This is a genomic window from Aminobacter niigataensis, from assembly GCF_014200015.1.
GTDB classification, from domain to species: Bacteria; Pseudomonadota; Alphaproteobacteria; order Rhizobiales; family Rhizobiaceae; genus Aminobacter; species Aminobacter niigataensis.
Genome location: NZ_JACHOT010000003.1, coordinates 412322 through 430256, shown reverse-complemented (window position 1 = coordinate 430256; position 17935 = coordinate 412322). Strand labels below are relative to the sequence as shown.

Sequence of the window (17935 nt, the reverse complement as noted above, 5' to 3'; positions counted from 1 at the left end):
CAATGGTCAGATCGATTACTCCACGACTCAATCAGGACTCCGCCGATCTTCCGGCGGAGTCGAACCCGTTGCAGGCCGCTGTACACCTGGCGGTCGATTTGGGGTTGGCATCGCCTTGGGTTGCGGATGGGTCAGATTTGTTGCCCGACAGCGGCCCAACCCTCGCGCCGGCTCCGGTGCCGGCAACCGATCATGCAGCGCTCGGCGAGATCTTCGCCGACGCCCTGTTCGGCGAAGTCATCGAGATCTCCGACCTGATCCCGCATCTGCTGGCGCCCGCGGCCGATCTTGCGGGTTCGGCGCCGGTCGACGTTGTTGTTGCCGAGATGGCCGGGGACACCGCCGTCGCCATGGTGCCGTTCACCATCCTTTTTGAGGAAGATGGCTCGTCCGGGCACGGCACGCTTTGAGGTTTTGAATACGCCTGGTCTTTTCCGGGCGGGGACGTGAATGGGTGACAGCCGGCAACGCCGGCAGGAGAGGGGACTTCTCATGGCTTTCAACTGGAAGATTCGGTCGGCCTTTGCCGGCCTTTGCCTGGCAGCCTTCGCCGGCCAGGCGGCGGCAGCCGACCTGATCGACATGCCCACGGTCAGCTATTGCAGCATGGCCGGCACGTCCAGCCTCGCGCTGAACGAGAATGTCGGCGAGCTCCGCACTGAGGTCGTGCGCTTGATGGACGAAGCGGTTGCGGCGGCGAACAGCTCGCAGTGGATCGATTCCAAGCGCCCGGTCTTCGTCTGGGCCTCCGAAGCCAAGGTCGCCTGCGGCAAGGCCTACGGCTATCTCAAGACCAACTACCGCGACGAAGACTACCTCAACAAATGCGAGTGCTTCCACAGCCGCATGGTCGAGTACATGAACTAGCCGGGCAGAGGGTACGAGTTCTCCTGTGGCCTTCGCCGTGGCGATGCCGCCCGATGGGCCCCGGCCCAGCGCGATGGGACGGCGCTTCGCTGCCGCGGCTCTTGGCTGCCTGGCCTTGGCGGCGACCGCGGCTTCCGCCGCCGTTCCCGAGTTCAGGCTGCCGCAGGCCGATCATGTCGCGGCGCCGGCGCAATGCGCCGATCCGGGCGCCGATGCCGGCAGGGAAGCCTTCCGTGCATTTGCCGCCTGCGAAGCCACGGCCAGGGACCTGCCGGCCGAGTTCGCCCTTGCGGTAATGGAGATCGAGAGCTTTTTCGATCCCGAGGCGCGCGGCGGCGACGGCGAGATAGGGCTGATGCAGGTGATGCCGGCCACCGCCCGGCTGATGGGTTTTCGCGGCACGCTCGCCGAGCTGGCCGACCCGCGCACTAACATCGCCCTTGGCGTGCGCTACCTCGCCGCCGCGTTCCGGCTTGGCGGCGGCGACCTCTGCACGACTGTCATGAAATACCGCGCAGGCCATGCCGAGACGCGGTTTTCCGCGCTTTCGGTGCGCTATTGCCTGAGGGCGCGGGCGATCCTGCAACGCGATGGGCACACGGTGACCGGTACGGTGCCCGAGGCGACGTTCGGTTTCGCAGCCGTGGCCGGCCTTGGCGAAGTCACGGCCACCGGGTCGGCGGCACCCAAGGGCGTCTGCGTCAGGCGCTCCTTCGTACCGGGGCCGCGCTACATGCGCTGCGCCGAATACCGGCCGGCGGCTCAGGCGCGTCACATCCGCAGCTTGCGCGCCAAGCTGTTTGGCGGCTAGTTCTGCATGCGGGGGTGCCTTGCTGCGCCACGTGTCCCATTGGGCGCGCGGACGCTGCGGCGCCTTGAATCTGCGCACGGGGCCCTGCCGAAAATCGGGGTCATGCGCCAGGGAGGAATGATGACGGTATCCCGACAGCGCTTCTTGCGGCATGCCGCATTGCTGGCTCTCGCCTTGACGCTGCCGCTCGGTCTTAGCGCCTGCCAGTCTGGCACCGGCAGCGAGGACGTGCTGGGCACCGCTGCCGACGGCAGTGCCGCGTCCGCGCCTGCAGCTGCCGCGAAGGCAGGCCCGGCCAAGGCCGGAGAAACGCTGGGCAAGGGGCCGGTCAAGGTGGCGATGCTCTTGCCCCTCTCCGCCGGTGGAGCCGCCGGCGACCGCGGCCGCAAGATGCGCGACGCGGCAGCGCTGGCCATGGCCGACCTCGGCAACGATCTCATCACGCTCAATGTCGAGGACACCGGCGGCAATGACGGCCGGGCGCGCACGCTGACCACGGGTGCGTTGGCCTCGGGCGCCAAGCTGGTCATCGGCCCTTCCGAACAAGGCGCCGTGCGGCAACTGGCGGCGATCTCGGGTGCCAACCGGCCGCTGGTGCTGGCCCTTGCCGACAATTATGCCGGTGCGCCCGGTGTCTATTCGGTCAGGCTCAACGAAGCCGACAGTGCCGCCGCCGGCGCTGCCGCCATCGCCGCCAAGGGTCCGCGCAAGTTCGTGCTGTTCATGGCCGAGGGCGAGGCCGGCAAGGCGGTCGAAAAGCGCGTCGCCAACAGCCTCTCGATCTACGGCGCCTCGCTTGCCGTGGCGCTGCCTTTCGGCCCGGGCGGTTCGGAAAAGGCGGTGGCCGACATGATGGCGCTGGTCAGCGATCCGCAGGCGGTCGTCATCGCCAGTGGCGGCGCCAACCCGGCGCCGCTGGTCTCGGCGCTGAAGGCCAGGGGCGTGCTCGGCAAGAACGTCACGCTGGTCGGCTCCAATCGCTGGCTCGAGCACGGCATCGACGATCCGGTCTTGCAGGGCGCCTACATCGCCACGCTCGACAGCGCCGAGATTGGGCCGATCGCCGAGCGTTTCCGCAAGACCTACAACTACGAGCCCGACGTCAATGTCGCCTATGGCTACGACACGGTGGCGCTTGCCGCCGGCATCGCCAGTGCCATGGGGCCGAAGGGCTTCACCAGGAAGGTGATCGAAAACCCCACCGGCTTTCGCGGCTCGACCGGCGTCTTCCGCTTCCGCCAGGATGGTGCGGGCGAACGCGCCATGCCGTTCTTCCGCATCGACAAGGGCAAGCTCACGCAGATCGAAAAATCGACCTCGGGCTTCTAGGGCACACACGGCTCGCTGTTGCTGCGGCAACGAAAAAGGCGCTGGAGCGATCTCCAACGCCTTTTTTCGTAGTTACCGTGCTCAGGCGTAGCGCGACAGCGCCAGGTCCGAGACGTCGATGTCGGGGCGGGTGCCGCCGATCATGTCGGCCAGCACGCGGCCAGAGCCGCAGGCCATCGTCCAGCCCAGGGTGCCGTGCCCGGTGTTGAGGTAGAAATTGTCGAACCGGGTGCGGCCGATAACCGGAGTGCCATCCGGCGTCATCGGCCTGAGCCCGCTCCAGAAAGTGGCGCGGCTCTGGTCGGCAGCGCCGCCGAACAGGTCCTCGACCGAGAACTGCAGCGTCGCCTTGCGCGATGGCGACAGGTCGGTGTTGAAGCCGGCGATCTCGGCCATGCCGCCGACGCGGATGCGGTCGCCCAGGCGGGTGATGGCGATCTTGTAGGTGTCGTCCATGATGGTCGACACCGGCGCCTTGCTTTCGTCGACGATCGGCACGGTGATCGAGTAGCCCTTGACCGGGTAGACAGGCACCCTGAGCCCGAGCGGCTTGACGAAGGACGGCGTGAAGCTGCCCAGCGCCCCGACGAACGTGTCGGCCTCGAACTCGCCTTCGGAGGTGCGGACGGCAACGATGCGATTGCCTTCATGGCGGAGGCCTTCGAGCTTCACGCCGTAGCGGAACTCGACGCCGAGCCCTTCGGCGAGCTTCGCCAGCTCGTTGGTGAACTTGAAGCAGTCGCCGGTCTCGTCATTGGGCAGGCGCAGGCCGCCGGCGATCTTTTCGCGCACCGGCGCCAGGCCCGGCTCGGCGCCGACGCAGCCGGTGGCGTCGAGCACTTCATAAGGCACGCCGTCGCTCTGCAGCACCTCGATGTCTTTGGCCATGCCGTCGAGCTGCTTCTGGTAGCGGAACAGCTGCAGCGTGCCTTGCGTCCGATGGTCGTACTGGATGCCGGTGTCGTCGCGCAGGTTGATCAGGCAGTCGCGGCTGTATTCGGCGAGACGCACCATGCGGCTCTTGTTGAGCGCGTAGCGGGCCGAGGTGCAGTTGCGCAGCATCGCCGTCACCCAGCGCCAGGTCGACACATCGAGCATCGGCTGGATGATCAACGGCGCGTGCTTCATGAACAGCCACTTTATCGCCTTCTGCGGAATGCCGGGGGCGGCCCAGGGCGAGGCATAGCCGGGCGAAATCTCGCCGGCATTGGCGAAGCTGGTCTCCAGCGCCGGGCCCGGCTGGCGGTCCAGCACGGTGACCTTGTGGCCGGCTTTGGCCAGGTAGTAGGCGGAGGTGACGCCGATGACGCCGGCGCCGAGGATGACTATGCGCATGATTGCCCCTGTGAGTTAGCGCGCTGCCGGGCTGAGGTAGCGGCGCTCGTAGCGCCGGCCCAGGCTGGTCAGGATTTCGTAGGAAATGGTGCCGGCGTTCGCCGCGATCATTTCGAGCGTCTGATGCGGGCCGATCAGCTCGACCATGTCGCCGATCTTCAGCGTGCCGGGCTCCAGTGCGGTGATGTCGAGGATGATGCTGTCCATCGACACGCGCCCGACGATGGGCAGGCGCACGCCGCCGAACCAGGCAGCGCCCGTGTTGCTGAGATGGCGCGGCAGGCCATCGGCATAGCCGGCGGCGATAGTGGCAAGTCGCATCTCCGACTTGGCGACGAAGCTCGCGCCATAGCCGATTTCTGAGCCGGCCGGCACGGTGCGGGTCTGCACCACGCCGACCTCGAGCCGCACGACCTGATGCATCGGGTTTTCGGCTCCGGCCAGCGGCGCGCCGCCATAAAGCGCGATGCCAGGACGGGCGAGGTCGCCGCGATAGTCCTCGCCAAGGAAGATGCCGGCCGAATTGGCAAAGGACAGTTTTGCGTCGGGAAAGCGGCTGCGGACGGCGCCCATTCGCGCCAGCTGGCGGGCGTTGGCGGCGTGCGCCGGCTCGTCGCCGCAGGCGAGATGGCTCATGATGATGTCGACATGGATGCTGCCCAACCGCTCGGGCTCTGCCAGCAGGGCGTCGACCTCGGCGGGTTCCAGCCCTAGCCGTGACATGCCGGTGTCGACCTGGAGGGCTGCAGCAAGCACCGTGTTCCGCGCCTTGGCGGTCGCCGACCAGTTGGCGACCTGTTCCAGCGAGTTCAGCACGGGAACGACGCCGAGATCGGCGCAGTCGCCTTCGCTGCCGGGCATCAGGCCGTTCAGCACCAGGATGCGCGCGTCGGAAGCGAGATACGGCTTCAGCCTGACGGCTTCGATGAAATGCGCGACGAAGAAGTCGCGGCAGCCGGCCTCGTAGAGCGCCGGCGCGACATGGGCGACACCCAGGCCATAGGCATCGGCCTTGACGACGGCGGCGGCCTTCGCCGGTGCCGTTTGCCGGCAAAGAAAGTCGTAGTTGGAGACCAGCGCCTTCAGGTCGATGGTCAGGACCCCGCAGGCCGCACGGCTCTCGATGTCGCTACGCACGCTCATGGTCATGTCCGGGGTCTGTCCTCGCCTAGTCAAGACAATACCGCAACAATCGTCGAAAATCTTGCCAATGTGACGCAGCTTGTGCGAACAAGACGAGATTGCTGCAATTATTCTCGCCTGTTTGGGAGGAAATGCGATGCCGTCCCTGGATGCCATCGACCGCAACATCATCCGCGCCCTGCGTGCAAATGCGCGCATCAGCAATGCCAGGCTGGCGGAAGAGGTTGGCCTGTCGCCGTCCGCCTGTCTCAGGCGCGTGCAACTGCTGGAACAGGAAGGCGTGATCCGCGGCTACACCGCGATCATCGGCAATGCTGCCGCCGACGAGGGCATCGCCGTCATCGTCCAGATCACGCTTGAGCGGCAGACCGAGGACTATTTCAATCGCTTCGAGCTTGCGGTGCGGCGCTACCCCGAGATCAAGGAGTGCTACCTGATGACGGGCGACTCCGACTATTTCCTGCGCGTCGAGGTGGCCAGTGCCGGCGACTTCGAACGCGTGCACAAGGAAATCCTGTCGGCGTTGCCGGGGCTCGCCCGCATCCACTCCAGCTTTTCGATCCGCAACATCCTGCAGTCGAAACGGCCGAAGGCGTCGTAAGAAAACCCGGCGCCGCTTGCGACGCCGGGTTTGTTGTCAGTCTCAGACGGCTACCTGGGTCAGGAACTTGGTGACCAGGTAGGCCTCCAGCGCCTCCGAGCCGCCTTCCGAGCCGTAGCCGCTGTCCTTGATGCCGCCGAACGGCGTTTCGGGCAGGGCGAGGCCGAGATGGTTGATGGTCAGCATGCCGGTTTCGATCTCGGAGCCGAGGTCCGTCACCGTCTTGTTCGACTTGGTGAAGGCATAGGCCGCAAGCCCGTAGGGCAGGCGGTTGGCTTCGGCGACGACATCCTCGAACGTCTTGAACGGCATCACCAGCGCCACGGGGCCGAACGGTTCCTCGTTCATGATGCGCATGTCGGGGCGGACGGCCGAAAGCACGGTCGGCTCGAAATAGGAGCCCTTGTTTCCGATGCGCTTGCCGCCGGTCTCGATCCTGGCGCCGTCGCTGACCGCTTCGTTGATCAGCTTCTCGACCGCCTCGAGGCGGCGTTCGTTGACCAGCGGGCCCATGCGGGTGCCTTCGGCCAGGCCATCGCCGACCTTCACCGCGCGCACATGCTCGACGAACTTGCCGAGGAAGCGGTCATGCGAGCCTTCCTGGATCAGGAAGCGCGTCGGCGACACGCAGACCTGGCCGGCGTTGCGGAACTTCGAGCCCGCCAGGATCGCCGCTGCCGCGTCGATGTCGGCATCGTCGAACACCATCGCCGGGGCATGGCCGCCCAGTTCCATCGTCGCCCGCTTCATATGCGTGCCGGCAAGGGCTGCGAGATGCTTGCCGACCGGCACCGAGCCGGTGAACGACACCTTGCGGATGATCGGATGCGGCACGAGGTAGCTCGAGATCTCCGGCGGATTGCCGTAGACGAGGTTGAGGACGCCGTCGGGCAGGCCGGCGTCCTTGAACACGTCGGCCAGGCATGCCGGCGACGCCGGCGTCTCTTCCGGCGGCTTGACGATGATCGAACAGCCGGTGGCGAGTGCCGCGCCGATCTTGCGCACCGCCTGCGACACCGGGAAGTTCCACGGCGTGAACGCCGCCACCGGGCCCACCGGCTCCTTGACGACGAGCTGCTGGACACCGGGCGCGCGAGCCGGGATGACGCGGCCATAGGTGCGGCGGCCCTCTTCGGCGAACCAGTCGAACAGGTCGGCCGACGACAGGATTTCCATCCTGGCTTCGCCGATGGGCTTGCCCTGTTCCTGCGTCATCAGCGTGGCGATCTGGTCGACACGCTCGCGCATCAGTTCGGCGGCGCGGCGCAGCACCTTGGCGCGGTCGAACGGCGAGACCTTGCGCCACGCCTTGAAGCCGCGTTCGGCAGCAGCAAGCGCCCGGTCGAGGTCGCCCTTGCCGGCCGAAGCCACCTTGCCGATCACCTCGTTGGTAGCGGGATTGTAGACGTCGATGGTGTTGCCGCCTTCAGCGGCCGTCCATTTGCCGTCGATGAACAGTTTAACGTCAGGGTACATTGCGTGTCCTTGCTGGTCGTTCGTGAGGGGCGGGCTCAGGCTTGCGTCGACGCTGGCCTAAACGCGTAATCGGGTGGTTGCGCTAGACATAGGGTGGCATAATTCTTTGTGCCACCAGTTCGGCGATCGCCAATGACGAGGTCAGCCCCGGGCTTTCGATGCCGAACAGGTTGACGAGGTTCTTGACCCCATGGGTCTCGGGACCCTGGATGACGAAATCGGACGCCGGCTCGCCCGGCCCCGAGAGCTTGGGGCGGATGCCGCTATAGGTCGGGCTCAGGCTGCCGTCGGCCAGGTCCGGCCAGTACCGTCGGATCTCGCCATAGAAATGGTCGGCGCGGCGCGGGTCGACCGCATAATCTTTCGTATCGATCCACTCGACGTCGGGGCCGAAGCGCATGCCGCCATTGAGGTCGAGCGTCAGGTGCACGCCGAGCCCGCCCGGCTCGGGCACCGGGTAGATCAGTCGGGAGAAGGCCGGCTTTCCGGTAACCGAAAAATAGCTGCCGCGCGCCAGCTTGAGTTCCGGCACGAATTGCGGGTCGAGCCCTTCGAGCGAGGCCGCCAGGCTGTTGGCGCCGAGCCCGGCGGCATTGACGAAGTGCCGCGCCGCGATCTCGAAGCCGTTGCCGGTCGTGGCGTCGCGCGTTTGCAGCACGAACCGGTCCGCCTCGATCCGCCCCGACACGATTTCGGTGTTGAGGCTGAGATAGGCGCCATGTTCCTCGGCATCGCCGAGCAGCGACAGCATCAGCGCATGGCTGTCGACGATGCCTGTCGAGGGCGACAGCACCGCTGCCACGCAATTCAGCGAAGGTTCCAGCGCCTGCGCTTCGGCATCACTCAGCATGACCAGGTCGTCGACGCCGCAGGCCCGTGCCTTGTCGATGATCCCGGCAAGCGTCGCCTCCTGCCCGGGCAGCGTCGCAGCTATCAGCTTGCCGCAGCGTTTGTGCGGAATGTTGCGCTCGGCGGCATAGGCATAGAGCCTGTCGCGGCCGGCGACGCACAGCTTCGCCTTCAGGCTGCCTTGCGGATAGTAGATGCCGGCGTGGATCACCTCGGAGTTGCGCGAGCTGGTCTCGGTGCCGATGGCATTCGCCGCCTCGACAATGATCGTCTCCATGCCGCGGCGCGCCAGCTCGCGGGCAACAGCCAGGCCGATGACGCCGGCGCCGGCGACGATGCAGTCGACGCTGTCCATGTCAGGCAGCGTCCCCGGCCGGTTTCAGCGCGCTCAGTTGCTCGATGATGACCGAGCTTGCGCCCCTGATGTCGTCGACGATGGCGCGTTCGGCCCTGTCGGCATCGCGAGCTTCGATGGCGGCGAGGATGACATGGTGTTGGTCGATCATGGCCCGGCCGCCATGCTGGTAGGACGCCGCGATCATCGGCCCCATCTGCAGCCACAGCCGGCCCAGTATGCCGCGCAGCACCGTCATGTTGGCGATCTGGGCAAGGGCGAAATGAAAGGTCTGGTTGAGTTCGAGCGCGCCGGCCCAGTCCTCGTCCGCGATCGCCTGTTCATTGCGGTCGATGAGATCGCGCAGCCGCGCCATGTCCCTGGCCTCGGCCTTCAGCGCCGCCTCGCGGGCGGCCAGCCCTTCGAGATTCATCCTGATCTGGCGTATCTCGAGATAGCGCCCCAGTGTCATCACTGGCACGCGCACCTCGCGCGCCGATTTCTGCACCAGCGCCTCGTCCTGGATCAGTCTGAGGATCGCGTCGCGCACCGGTGTCACGCTGGTGCCGAGGGACTGCGCGAGATCGCGGATGGTCAGCCGCGCGTCAGGCGCGAAGCGTCCCTTGATCAGCGCGTCCGACAGCTGGCCGTAGACGATCTCGCCGAGATTGTCGTGTTCCACCGCCCGCAAGCCGAAACTCTCGTTCATCGATCCTTGATCCTGTCGACCTGTCTTGGCCTGCCTGCGGGCGCGTGCTGGCCCTTGACAGTCTGCGGTCGGAAAAACATGATGCATCAAACAGCAAAACACGGATTTTGCAAGTGCGGTCGCAGCTAGGCCGGATCGTTCTTGCATGCGGATCGCCGCCGGTGCGGCTCAGGACCGAACAAAGGAACCGTCATGGACACCCAGCCCAATTCGCCCGAGGCGCGCGACAAGAAATACCACATGCACGCCTACACCAATGCCCGCCGGCATCAGGAAGTCGGTCCGCTGATCATCGAAAAGGGTGACGGCATTTATGTCGAGGACATCTCGGGCAAGCGCTATATCGAAGCGATGTCCGGCCTGTGGAGTGTCGGCGTCGGCTTCTCCGAGCAGCGTCTGGTCGATGCCGCAACCAGGCAGATGTCCAAGCTGCCCTTCTACCACAACTTCACCCACAAGGGGCATTCGCCGCTGGTCGACCTCTCAGAGAAGCTGGTCAATATGGCGCCGGTGCCGATGAGCAAGGCGTTCTTCACCAATTCCGGATCCGAGGCCAATGACACGGCCATGAAGATGATCTGGTTCCGCTCGAATGCGCTCGGCCAGCCCCAGCGCAAGAAGATCATTAGCCGCAAGCGTGCCTATCATGGCGTCACCATCGCCTCGGCCAGCCTCACCGGCCTGCTCAACAACCACCTGTCCTTCGACCTGCCGATCGCCAATGTGCTGCATACCTCCTCGCCGCACCACTGGCGCGAAGCGCTGCCCGGCGAAACCGAACAGCAGTTCTCGACGCGCCTGGCCGATGATCTCGAAAAGCTGATCCTCGCCGAAGGCCCCGAGACCATCGCTGCCTTCTTCGGCGAGCCGGTCATGGGTGCTGGCGGCGTCGTCGTGCCGCCGGCCGGCTACTGGGAGAAGATCCAGGCCGTTCTGCAGAAATACGACATCCTGCTCGTTGCCGACGAGGTCATCTGCGGCTTCGGCCGTACGGGCAACATGTTCGGCACCGAGACTTATGCGATGAAGCCGGACATCATGGTCATGTCCAAGCAGATCTCGTCGTCTTACCTGCCGATCTCGGCGATGCTGATCAACGACAAGGTGTTCGAGCCGCTGGCCGACGAGAGCAACCGCATCGGCACCTTTGGCCACGGCTTCACCGCCGGCGGCCACCCGGTGGCGGCAGCCGTGGCACTCGAAAACATCGCCATCATCGAGGAGCGCAATCTTGTCGCCAACGCCCGCGAGGTCGGCGCCCACATGCAGAAGCGCCTGGCACGCATAGCCTCGCACGACCTCGTCGGCGAGGTGCGCGGCATCGCCCTCATTGGCGCCATGGAACTCGTTGCCGACAAGGCGACCAAGGCTCCCTGGGGCGCTGCCGGCGCGCTCGGCGGCCTGGTCAACGGCATTTTGCAGCAGAACGGCGTCATCTCCCGCAACATGGGCGACGCGCTGGCCTTCTGCCCGCCGCTGATCATCAACGACAAGCAGGTCGACGACATCTTCGACGCGGTCGAAAAGTCGCTCGACGAGGCGGCGAAACAGGTCAAGGCCTGACCGACGGTACCTCTGCCATCAGAAAAAAGCCCGCCAAATGGCGGGCTTTTTCGTTTGGCGATGGCGCCTTCCCTTCTCCCACAAGGGGAGAAGGACGAATCGCTTCACACGTGCTGGCCGCCGTTGATGTGGATCTCGGAGCCGGTGACGTAGGATGCCTGGCCCGAGCACAGGAAGTAGATGATGTCGGCGACTTCCGATGTCAGGCCGAGGCGCCGCATCGGGATCGTCTCGACGATCTTCTCCGTGCCCGGCGACAGGATCGCAGTGTCGATTTCGCCGGGCGCGATCGCATTGACGCGGATGCCGTGCGGGCCGAAGTCGGCGGCCATTTCGCGCGTCAGCGCGCCGAGGGCCGCCTTCGATGTTGCATAGGCGGTGCCGGCAAAGGGGTGGACGCGTGTTCCGGCGATCGAGGTCACGTTGACCACCGAACCCTTGGCAGCGGCCAGTTCCTTGAACAGGCCGCGCGCCAGCATGATCGGCGCCAGGAAATTGACCTGGAACACGTCGCGCCAGACATGCATTGGCGTATCGATCGAGTTCATGCGGCCGCCACCCTTGTGCTTGGGCGAGATGCCGGCATTGTTGACCAGCGCGTGCAGCAGGCCGCCTTCCTTTTCCAGCCGTTGGCGGATTTCCGAAACGGCGCTGCCGACGTCGCCCTGGTCGGCAAGGTCGACCTTGATGTGGTCGTCCGGACCGGCGGGCCATGGGCAGTCGTCGGAAAACGCCTGGCGCGAGCAGGTGATGACGCGCCAGCCTTCGCGCGAGAAGCGCTTCACAGTCGCATGGCCGATGCCGCGGCTGGCTCCGGTCAAAACGATCGTCTTTCGCCCTTCGGTCTTCTCGGCCATCGCATCCTCATTTCAAGCTTACAGCGTATGTAGCGAATGCATCTCGCCATTGCGAGGGGGCGCGGCTCTCAGCCGCGCTCGGCGGCGGCTTCGCGGATCGTCTTGAGCAGGATCGAAAATGCCGCCGAAGGCTGCGTGTCGGTGCGCATGGTCAGCCCCACCGGGCCGCGTGTCTCCGTGGTGTCCACCGGCAGCATCTTCAGCGTACCGGCCTTGATCTCGTCGCTGACCACGCCATGCGAGATGATCCAAACGGCATCGCTCTGGCGCACGAAGGCGCGGCCGAACGAGTCCGACACGGTCTCGATCTCGGTCGGGATCGAGGCGACGCCATTGGTGATGAAGAAGCGCTCGACGAAGGGCCGGATGATCGAGCCGCGCGTCGGCATCAGCAGCGGGAACTCGCCCAACCGCTCGAACACGTCGGTGTCGCCCTTGAGCAGCGGATGGCCGGCGCGCACCACGAATACCACCTGCTCGGAATAGAGGTGCTCGAAGAAGAAGCCGGTCATCTTCTCGGGCGCGGCCAGGCGGCCGACCACGAGGTCGAGCTCGCCGAGCCTGAGCTGCTCCAGCAGCACCGCGTTCTCGCCGGTCACGATCTTGATCGTGGCGCCCGTGTCCTCGCCGAGGAAAAGGCTCATCGCCCGCGGCATGATGTGCGCCGAAACGGTCGGCAGCGCGCCGATGCGGATCGGCGGCCCGCCCTCTGCCCGTGCATTGGCGACCGAATCGATGCCCTGGCGCAGCGCGGTGATCGCCATGCCGGCATGCTGCATGAACACTTCGCCCGAGCGCGTGATCTTGATGCCGCGGCCGTCGCGCTCGAACACGCTGACGCCGAGCGCTTCCTCCAGTTCGCGGATCGTCTTGGTCACCGCCGGTTGGCTGACGTTCAGCAGCCCGGCCGCCTTGACCACGCTTTTCTGGCGCGCGACTTCTAGGAATGTCTGGAGGTGGCGGAACCTGACACGGCTTTCGATCATGGGCTTTTCATAACCCAGGAGTTAAGAGAAGGCCACAAAATATCATTTTACCAAACCAAACATCTCATCCACTGTCTTCTAGAGGAGAAATCGAGTGCAATTCACAGACATCGGCGGCGTCACGCTGCACCACCAGCTCATCGGCGGGCCCGCGGACAAGCCGGTCCTGGTATTTGCCAATTCGCTGGGCACCGATTTCCGCATCTGGCGCGACGTTATCGTCCGGCTTGCCGGCGACTTTCCCATCGTCACCTACGACAAGCGCGGCCATGGTCTTTCGGACACGGGGACAGCTCCTTATTCGATGGACGACCATGTCGTTGATCTTGCCGGCCTGCTCGATCATCTCAACGTCAAGAACGCCATCGTTTGTGGCCTGTCGGTCGGCGGGCTGATCGCGCAGGGCCTCTATGCCAGGCGCCCCGATCTCGTCCGTGCGCTCGTCCTCTGCGACACCGCCCACAAGATCGGCACCAACGACAGCTGGAACACGCGCATCGCCGCCGTCGAAAAGGACGGCATCGCCTCGATCGCCGATGGCGTGATGAAGCTGTGGTTCACGCCCGAGTTTCATGAGCAGCGCCAGCCTGACCTCGTTGGCTACCGCAACATGCTGTCGCGCCAGCCGCTCGCCGGCTACACCGGCACCTGTGCCGCCCTGCGCGACGCCGACTACACCGAGGCGGCAAAGGCGATTGCCGTGCCCACGCTTTGCGTCGTCGGCGACCAGGACGGCTCGACGCCGCCTGCACTGGTGCGCTCGATGGCTGATCTCATTCCCGGCTCGCGCTTCAAGATCATCGACGGCGCCGGCCATATCCCTTGCGTCGAAAAGCCGGACGAACTCGTCGCCCTCATCAGGCGCTTCATCGCCCGCCTTCCACTGGAGTGATTTGACAATGAACGCATCGGCGCCAGCCTCGACCAGGTATCGCCAGGGTCTCGCCGTCCGACGCTCGGTACTCGGCGATGCCCATGTCGACCGCGCCGAAACGGCCTCGACCGATTTCGACCGGCCGTTCCAGGAACTGATCACCGAAGCCGCCTGGGGCACGGTCTGGGCGCGCCCGACCTGGAGCAAGCGCGAGCGCTCGATGGTGACGCTGGCATTGCTCGCAGCCCTGGGACATGACGAGGAGGTGGCGATGCATGTGCGCGCCACCGCCAACACCGGGGCATCGCGCGAGGACATCTGCGAAACCTTCCTCCATGTCGCGATCTATGCCGGCGTGCCGGCGGCCAACCGCGCCATCAAGATCGCCAAGCAGGTCTTTGCCGAAATGGATGCGGGCCGATGAGCATTGACCCCAAGCCGAACCGCCAGCCCGAGATCGGCGCCTTCTTCCAGCGCGACCGCTCCTGGCATCCGCCGGCCTACACGCCTGGCTACAAGACCTCGGTCCTGCGTTCTCCGCAGAAGGCGCTGCTGTCGCTCGACACCACCATTTCCGAGATCACCGGCCCGGTCTTCGGCCACGGCATGCTGGGCGAGCTCGACAACGACCTGATCCACAATTTCGCCCAGCCGGGCGAGAGCGCCATCGGCGAGCGCATCATCGTCTATGGCCGCGTGCTCGACGAGCGCGGCAAGGGCGTGCCGGGCGCACTGCTCGAGTTCTGGCAGGCTAATGCCGGCGGGCGCTACCGCCACAAGAAGGAGGGCTACATCGCCGCCCTCGACCCCAATTTCGGCGGCTGCGGCCGCACCATCACCGGCGAAGACGGTTCCTACGCCTTTCGTACGATCAAGCCCGGCCCCTATCCCTGGCCGAACGGCGTCAACGACTGGCGCCCCGCCCACATCCACTTCTCGGTCTTCGGCCATGGCTTCGCCCAGCGGCTGATCACCCAGATGTATTTCGAGGGCGACCCGCTGATCTGGCTCTGCCCGATCGTCAGGACCATCCCCGATAGGGCAGCCGTCGAGACTCTCATCGCGGCACTCGACATGCAGTCGACCATCCCGATGGATGCGCGCGCCTACAAGTTCGACATCGTGCTGCGCGGCCGCCGCTCGTCGGTGTTCGAAAACCGTCTGGAGGGCAACTGATGGTCCAGTCGCTGAACCGGCTTAGGGAAAGCCCCTCGCAGACCGCCGGGCCCTATGTCCATATCGGGCTCACCCCCAATTTCTGCGGCATCGCCGGCGTCTTCGAAAAGGACCTAGGCACGGAAATGGTCAACGACAAGACCAAGGGCGAGCGCATCACCGTGCGCGCCCGCGTGCTCGACGGCACCGGCACGCCCCTCAAGGATGCGCTGATCGAGATCTGGCAGGCCGATGCCGCCGGCCTCTACAACTCTCCGACCGAAATTCGCGGCGCCGCCGATCCCAATTTCACCGGCTGGGGCCGCATGCCGACCGACATGGTCTCGGGCGAATGCCTGTTCGAGACTATCAAGCCGGGCCGCGTGCCCTACAAGCCCGGCCTGCTCATGGCCCCGCACATCACCTTCTGGATCGTTGCCCGCGGCATCAATCTCGGCCTGCAGACACGGATGTATTTTGCCGACGAAGAACAGGCCAATGCCGAGGACCCGGTGCTGGCCCGCATCGAGCATCGCTCGCGTGTGCCGACGCTGATCGCCTCGCGCCAGGACGATGTCTATGTCTTCGACATCCACCTGCAGGGTGACAACGAAACCGTGTTCTTCGACGTCTGAGCACATGACCGTGTCTCCCTTCGATCACCCTTTGCTGTCCGGCCTTCTCGGTGACGAGGAGACTGCGCGCCAGTTCTCCGCCGACGCGGAACTGGCCGCCATGCTTGCCTTCGAGCGCGCACTGGCCGAGGCCGAGGCAGGCGAGGGCGTGATCGGCCGCGAGGCAGCCGATGCGATTGTCGCCGCACTCGCCTCGTTCGAGCCCGACGTTGCGGCTCTCAGGAATGCCGTCGCCCGCGATGGCGTGGTCGTGCCCGAACTGGTACGCCAGTTGCGTTCGGCAGTTGGCGCGCCGCATGGCGACAAGGTCCATTTCGGCGCCACCAGCCAGGATGTCGTCGACACGGCGCTGGTGCTCCGTCTCAAGCCGGTTGTCGAGCGCCTCGATGCGCTGCTCGCCGAGGCGGCCGCAAAGCTGGCGGCGGTGGAGAAGAGATTTGGTGCCCGTCCGCTGATGGGCCGCACGCGCATGCAGGCGGCGATCGAAATCACCGTCGCCGACCGTGTCCGCGCCTGGCGCGAACCGGTCGAACGCAACCGCGCGCGGCTGGCTGCGATCCGCCATGAACTTCTCGTCGTCCAGTTCGGCGGTGCCGCCGGTACGCTGGAAAAGCTTGGCGACAAGGCGCTCGCCGTGCGGAAATCGCTGGCCGAAAAGCTGGGCCTCCACGACGCTCCGCAATGGCACAGCCAGCGCGACCGGTTGGCCGATTTCGCGGGCCTGCTGTCGCTCATCACCGGCAGCCTTGGCAAGTTCGGCCAGGACGTTGCCCTGATGGCGCAGGACGGCTCAGAGATTGCGCTCGCCGGCGGCGGTGGCTCCTCGGCGATGCCGCACAAGCAGAACCCGGTGGCGGCCGAGGTGCTGGTGACGCTGGCCCGTTTCAACGCCACGCAACTGTCGGGCATGCACCACGCTTTGGTGCATGAGCAGGAACGCTCGGGATCGGCTTGGACGCTGGAATGGCTGCTCCTGCCGCAGATGGCCGTGTCGGCGGCGGCGGCGCTCAGGCAGGCGGCGGCACTCGCCGGCCAGATCGAAAGCATAGGTGCGCGGCCGGGCAACTAGCCCGCGGCACCCGTCAACAAAACGCCTGACACTTGGCGTGCCGAAGGCCCGCAGCTCGATGGCAGGCGGTGCGGGTAGAAGGAAAAAAGATGCGTACTCAGGTGGTCATCATCGGTTCCGGCCCGTCCGGGCTCCTGCTCGGGCAACTGCTCGCCAATAGCGGCATCGACAACGTCATCCTCGAGCGCGTCGATCGCGACTATGTGCTCGGTCGCGTCCGTGCCGGCGTGCTGGAACAGGGCATGGTCGACCTACTCGACGAAGCTGGCGCCGGCGCGCGCATGCATGCCGAAGGCCTGCCGCATGAGGGTATCTCGCTCGCCTTCGACAACCGGCTGCATCGCATCGACCTTGCCCAACTCACCGGCGGCAAGCGCGTCACGGTCTACGGCCAGACCGAGGTGACGCACGACCTGATGGACAAGCGCGAGGCGGCGGGACTGGCCGCGATATACGATGCCAAGAACGTGCTGCCGCAGGGGTTCGACAGCGACACGCCCTTCGTCACTTACGAGAAAGATGGCGCTACCCACCGCATCGATTGCGATTTCATCGCCGGCTGCGACGGCTTCCATGGCATCAGCCGCAAATCGGTGCCCGAAGGCGCCATCAGGACCTATGAGCGTGCATACCCGTTCGGCTGGCTCGGCATCCTGGCCGAGGTGCCGCCGGCCGACCACGAGCTGATCTACGCCAACCATCCCAGGGGCTTTGCGCTCTGTTCGATGCGCTCGACCCACCGCAGCCGCTACTATGTCCAGTGCCCGCTCGATGATCACGTCGAGGACTGGAGCGACGAGCGCTTCTGGGACGAGCTGCGCCGGCGCCTGCCACCCGAGGCTGCGGCGCGCGTCGTCACCGGCCCGTCCTTCGAGAAGTCGATCGCGCCGCTGCGCTCCTTCGTCGCCGAGCCGATGCGCTTCGGCCGTATGTTCCTCGTTGGCGACGCCGCCCACATCGTGCCGCCCACCGGCGCCAAGGGTCTCAACCTCGCCGCCAGCGACGTGCGTTACCTGTACTGGGGCCTGCGCGAATTCTATCAGGACAGGTCGCAGGCAGGCATCGACGCCTATTCGGCCCGCGCCCTGTCGCGCGTCTGGAAGGCGGTGCGGTTCTCCTGGTGGATGACCACCATGCTGCACCGTTTCCCCGACACCGACGACTTCGGCCAGCGCATCCAGGAGGCCGAACTCGACTATCTCGTCCACTCGCAGGCGGCATCCGCCTCGCTCGCCGAAAACTATGTCGGGCTGCCTTATTGATCCAAGGGAATCGCGCCAGTCACATATCTTTCAGGTTATGGATTGCGCGATTCTTTTCATTTTACATTACCGTTTCGAAC

Annotated in this window: 19 protein-coding genes; 12 read left to right on the top strand and 7 right to left on the bottom strand. The window is 65.6% G+C overall.

Features of this window, described 5'->3' with window-relative positions; all coding sequences use genetic code 11:
* The first annotated feature begins 2 nt into the window (after positions 1 to 2).
* From GGQ99_RS15090 to GGQ99_RS15075, 4 genes are all read left to right on the top strand, one after another.
* Complete coding sequence (locus tag GGQ99_RS15090; RefSeq protein ID WP_159091539.1) at positions 3 to 410, top strand: hypothetical protein; 408 nt, start codon at positions 3 to 5, stop codon at positions 408 to 410.
* Positions 411 to 492: 82 nt separating this feature from the next.
* On the top strand, positions 493 to 867 hold the full coding sequence (locus tag GGQ99_RS15085; RefSeq protein WP_108605880.1) for a hypothetical protein: 375 nt from the start codon (positions 493 to 495) through the stop codon (positions 865 to 867).
* Positions 868 to 892: 25 nt separating this feature from the next.
* Positions 893 to 1678 carry a lytic transglycosylase domain-containing protein gene (locus GGQ99_RS15080; RefSeq protein ID WP_343061735.1) on the top strand — a complete coding sequence of 262 codons (786 nt, stop codon included), beginning with the start codon at positions 893 to 895 and terminating at the stop codon, positions 1676 to 1678.
* A 120-nt stretch (positions 1679 to 1798) separates the two neighbouring features.
* Entirely contained in the window at positions 1799 to 3007 is a 1209-nt protein-coding gene (locus tag GGQ99_RS15075; RefSeq protein WP_183263156.1) for an ABC transporter substrate-binding protein, read from the top strand.
* An 81-nt stretch (positions 3008 to 3088) separates the two neighbouring features.
* On the opposite strand, the gene GGQ99_RS15070 is transcribed toward GGQ99_RS15075, so the two are convergent.
* Together GGQ99_RS15070 and alr are read right to left on the bottom strand one after the other, a co-directional pair.
* A complete protein-coding gene (locus tag GGQ99_RS15070; protein ID WP_183263155.1) occupies positions 3089 to 4342 on the bottom strand; it encodes a D-amino acid dehydrogenase in 1254 nt (417 codons plus the stop codon).
* Between the two features lie 15 nt (positions 4343 to 4357).
* Positions 4358 to 5491, bottom strand: coding sequence for an alanine racemase (alr, locus tag GGQ99_RS15065; RefSeq protein WP_183263154.1), 1134 nt, complete (start codon positions 5489 to 5491; stop codon positions 4358 to 4360).
* 130 nt (positions 5492 to 5621) lie between these two features.
* Here alr and GGQ99_RS15060 point away from each other — a divergent pair, with 130 nt between their 5' ends.
* Entirely contained in the window at positions 5622 to 6086 is a 465-nt protein-coding gene (locus GGQ99_RS15060) for an Lrp/AsnC family transcriptional regulator (protein WP_108605877.1), read from the top strand.
* Between the two features lie 42 nt (positions 6087 to 6128).
* Here the strand turns inward: GGQ99_RS15060 and GGQ99_RS15055 are convergent, their stop codons facing one another.
* The 3 genes from GGQ99_RS15055 to GGQ99_RS15045 form a co-directional block, all read right to left on the bottom strand.
* On the bottom strand, positions 6129 to 7562 hold the full coding sequence (locus GGQ99_RS15055; protein ID WP_183263153.1) for an NAD-dependent succinate-semialdehyde dehydrogenase: 1434 nt from the start codon (positions 7560 to 7562) through the stop codon (positions 6129 to 6131).
* Positions 7563 to 7644: 82 nt separating this feature from the next.
* Positions 7645 to 8766 carry an NAD(P)/FAD-dependent oxidoreductase gene (locus GGQ99_RS15050; protein WP_183263152.1) on the bottom strand — a complete coding sequence of 374 codons (1122 nt, stop codon included), beginning with the start codon at positions 8764 to 8766 and terminating at the stop codon, positions 7645 to 7647.
* 1 nt (position 8767) lies between these two features.
* Entirely contained in the window at positions 8768 to 9454 is a 687-nt protein-coding gene (locus GGQ99_RS15045; RefSeq protein WP_183263151.1) for a GntR family transcriptional regulator, read from the bottom strand.
* A gap of 192 nt (positions 9455 to 9646) precedes the next feature.
* Here GGQ99_RS15045 and GGQ99_RS15040 point away from each other — a divergent pair, with 192 nt between their 5' ends.
* A complete protein-coding gene (locus GGQ99_RS15040; RefSeq protein ID WP_183263150.1) occupies positions 9647 to 11017 on the top strand; it encodes an aspartate aminotransferase family protein in 1371 nt (456 codons plus the stop codon).
* 104 nt (positions 11018 to 11121) lie between these two features.
* Here GGQ99_RS15040 and GGQ99_RS15035 read toward each other — a convergent pair whose 3' ends face one another.
* Both GGQ99_RS15035 and pcaQ read right to left on the bottom strand, forming a co-directional pair.
* On the bottom strand, positions 11122 to 11874 hold the full coding sequence (locus tag GGQ99_RS15035; protein ID WP_115729846.1) for an SDR family NAD(P)-dependent oxidoreductase: 753 nt from the start codon (positions 11872 to 11874) through the stop codon (positions 11122 to 11124).
* A 68-nt stretch (positions 11875 to 11942) separates the two neighbouring features.
* On the bottom strand, positions 11943 to 12860 hold the full coding sequence (gene pcaQ, locus GGQ99_RS15030; protein ID WP_108605872.1) for a pca operon transcription factor PcaQ: 918 nt from the start codon (positions 12858 to 12860) through the stop codon (positions 11943 to 11945).
* Positions 12861 to 12954: 94 nt separating this feature from the next.
* Here pcaQ and pcaD point away from each other — a divergent pair, with 94 nt between their 5' ends.
* The 6 genes from pcaD (at position 12955) to pobA (ending at position 17855) form a co-directional block, all read left to right on the top strand.
* Positions 12955 to 13752, top strand: a complete 798-nt coding sequence (gene pcaD, locus GGQ99_RS15025; RefSeq protein ID WP_183263149.1) for a 3-oxoadipate enol-lactonase — start codon at positions 12955 to 12957, stop codon at positions 13750 to 13752.
* Between the two features lie 7 nt (positions 13753 to 13759).
* Complete coding sequence (gene pcaC / locus GGQ99_RS15020; protein ID WP_183263148.1) at positions 13760 to 14158, top strand: 4-carboxymuconolactone decarboxylase; 399 nt, start codon at positions 13760 to 13762, stop codon at positions 14156 to 14158.
* Positions 14155 to 14910, top strand: a complete 756-nt coding sequence (pcaH, locus tag GGQ99_RS15015; protein WP_183263147.1) for a protocatechuate 3,4-dioxygenase subunit beta — start codon at positions 14155 to 14157, stop codon at positions 14908 to 14910. The genes pcaC and pcaH overlap by 4 nt, the downstream gene beginning before the upstream one ends.
* On the top strand, positions 14910 to 15524 hold the full coding sequence (gene pcaG, locus GGQ99_RS15010; RefSeq protein ID WP_108605868.1) for a protocatechuate 3,4-dioxygenase subunit alpha: 615 nt from the start codon (positions 14910 to 14912) through the stop codon (positions 15522 to 15524). The genes pcaH and pcaG overlap by 1 nt, the downstream gene beginning before the upstream one ends.
* A gap of 4 nt (positions 15525 to 15528) precedes the next feature.
* Positions 15529 to 16593, top strand: coding sequence for a 3-carboxy-cis,cis-muconate cycloisomerase (locus GGQ99_RS15005; protein ID WP_183263146.1), 1065 nt, complete (start codon positions 15529 to 15531; stop codon positions 16591 to 16593).
* Between the two features lie 89 nt (positions 16594 to 16682).
* Positions 16683 to 17855, top strand: coding sequence for a 4-hydroxybenzoate 3-monooxygenase (gene pobA, locus GGQ99_RS15000; protein ID WP_183263145.1), 1173 nt, complete (start codon positions 16683 to 16685; stop codon positions 17853 to 17855).
* Positions 17856 to 17935: the final 80 nt, after the last annotated feature.

Excerpts from the sequence above, each read along its gene's own strand:
- GGQ99_RS15055 (WP_183263153.1), bottom strand. The coding sequence starts at position 7,562 with ATGTACCCTGACGTTAAACTGTTCATCGACGGCAAATGGACGGCCGCT.
- alr (WP_183263154.1), bottom strand. The coding sequence starts at position 5,491 with ATGACCATGAGCGTGCGTAGCGACATCGAGAGCCGTGCGGCCTGCGGG.
- GGQ99_RS15035 (WP_115729846.1), bottom strand. The coding sequence starts at position 11,874 with ATGGCCGAGAAGACCGAAGGGCGAAAGACGATCGTTTTGACCGGAGCC.
- GGQ99_RS15045 (WP_183263151.1), bottom strand. The coding sequence starts at position 9,454 with ATGAACGAGAGTTTCGGCTTGCGGGCGGTGGAACACGACAATCTCGGC.
- GGQ99_RS15075 (WP_183263156.1), top strand. The coding sequence starts at position 1,799 with ATGACGGTATCCCGACAGCGCTTCTTGCGGCATGCCGCATTGCTGGCT.
- GGQ99_RS15040 (WP_183263150.1), top strand. The coding sequence starts at position 9,647 with ATGGACACCCAGCCCAATTCGCCCGAGGCGCGCGACAAGAAATACCAC.
- GGQ99_RS15060 (WP_108605877.1), top strand. The coding sequence starts at position 5,622 with ATGCCGTCCCTGGATGCCATCGACCGCAACATCATCCGCGCCCTGCGT.
- GGQ99_RS15085 (WP_108605880.1), top strand. The coding sequence starts at position 493 with ATGGCTTTCAACTGGAAGATTCGGTCGGCCTTTGCCGGCCTTTGCCTG.
- GGQ99_RS15005 (WP_183263146.1), top strand. The coding sequence starts at position 15,529 with ATGACCGTGTCTCCCTTCGATCACCCTTTGCTGTCCGGCCTTCTCGGT.
- pcaC (WP_183263148.1), top strand. The coding sequence starts at position 13,760 with ATGAACGCATCGGCGCCAGCCTCGACCAGGTATCGCCAGGGTCTCGCC.
- GGQ99_RS15070 (WP_183263155.1), bottom strand. The coding sequence starts at position 4,342 with ATGCGCATAGTCATCCTCGGCGCCGGCGTCATCGGCGTCACCTCCGCC.
- GGQ99_RS15090 (WP_159091539.1), top strand. The coding sequence starts at position 3 with ATGGTCAGATCGATTACTCCACGACTCAATCAGGACTCCGCCGATCTT.
- pcaQ (WP_108605872.1), bottom strand. The coding sequence starts at position 12,860 with ATGATCGAAAGCCGTGTCAGGTTCCGCCACCTCCAGACATTCCTAGAA.
- pcaH (WP_183263147.1), top strand. The coding sequence starts at position 14,155 with ATGAGCATTGACCCCAAGCCGAACCGCCAGCCCGAGATCGGCGCCTTC.
- pcaG (WP_108605868.1), top strand. The coding sequence starts at position 14,910 with ATGGTCCAGTCGCTGAACCGGCTTAGGGAAAGCCCCTCGCAGACCGCC.
- GGQ99_RS15050 (WP_183263152.1), bottom strand. The coding sequence starts at position 8,766 with ATGGACAGCGTCGACTGCATCGTCGCCGGCGCCGGCGTCATCGGCCTG.
- pobA (WP_183263145.1), top strand. The coding sequence starts at position 16,683 with ATGCGTACTCAGGTGGTCATCATCGGTTCCGGCCCGTCCGGGCTCCTG.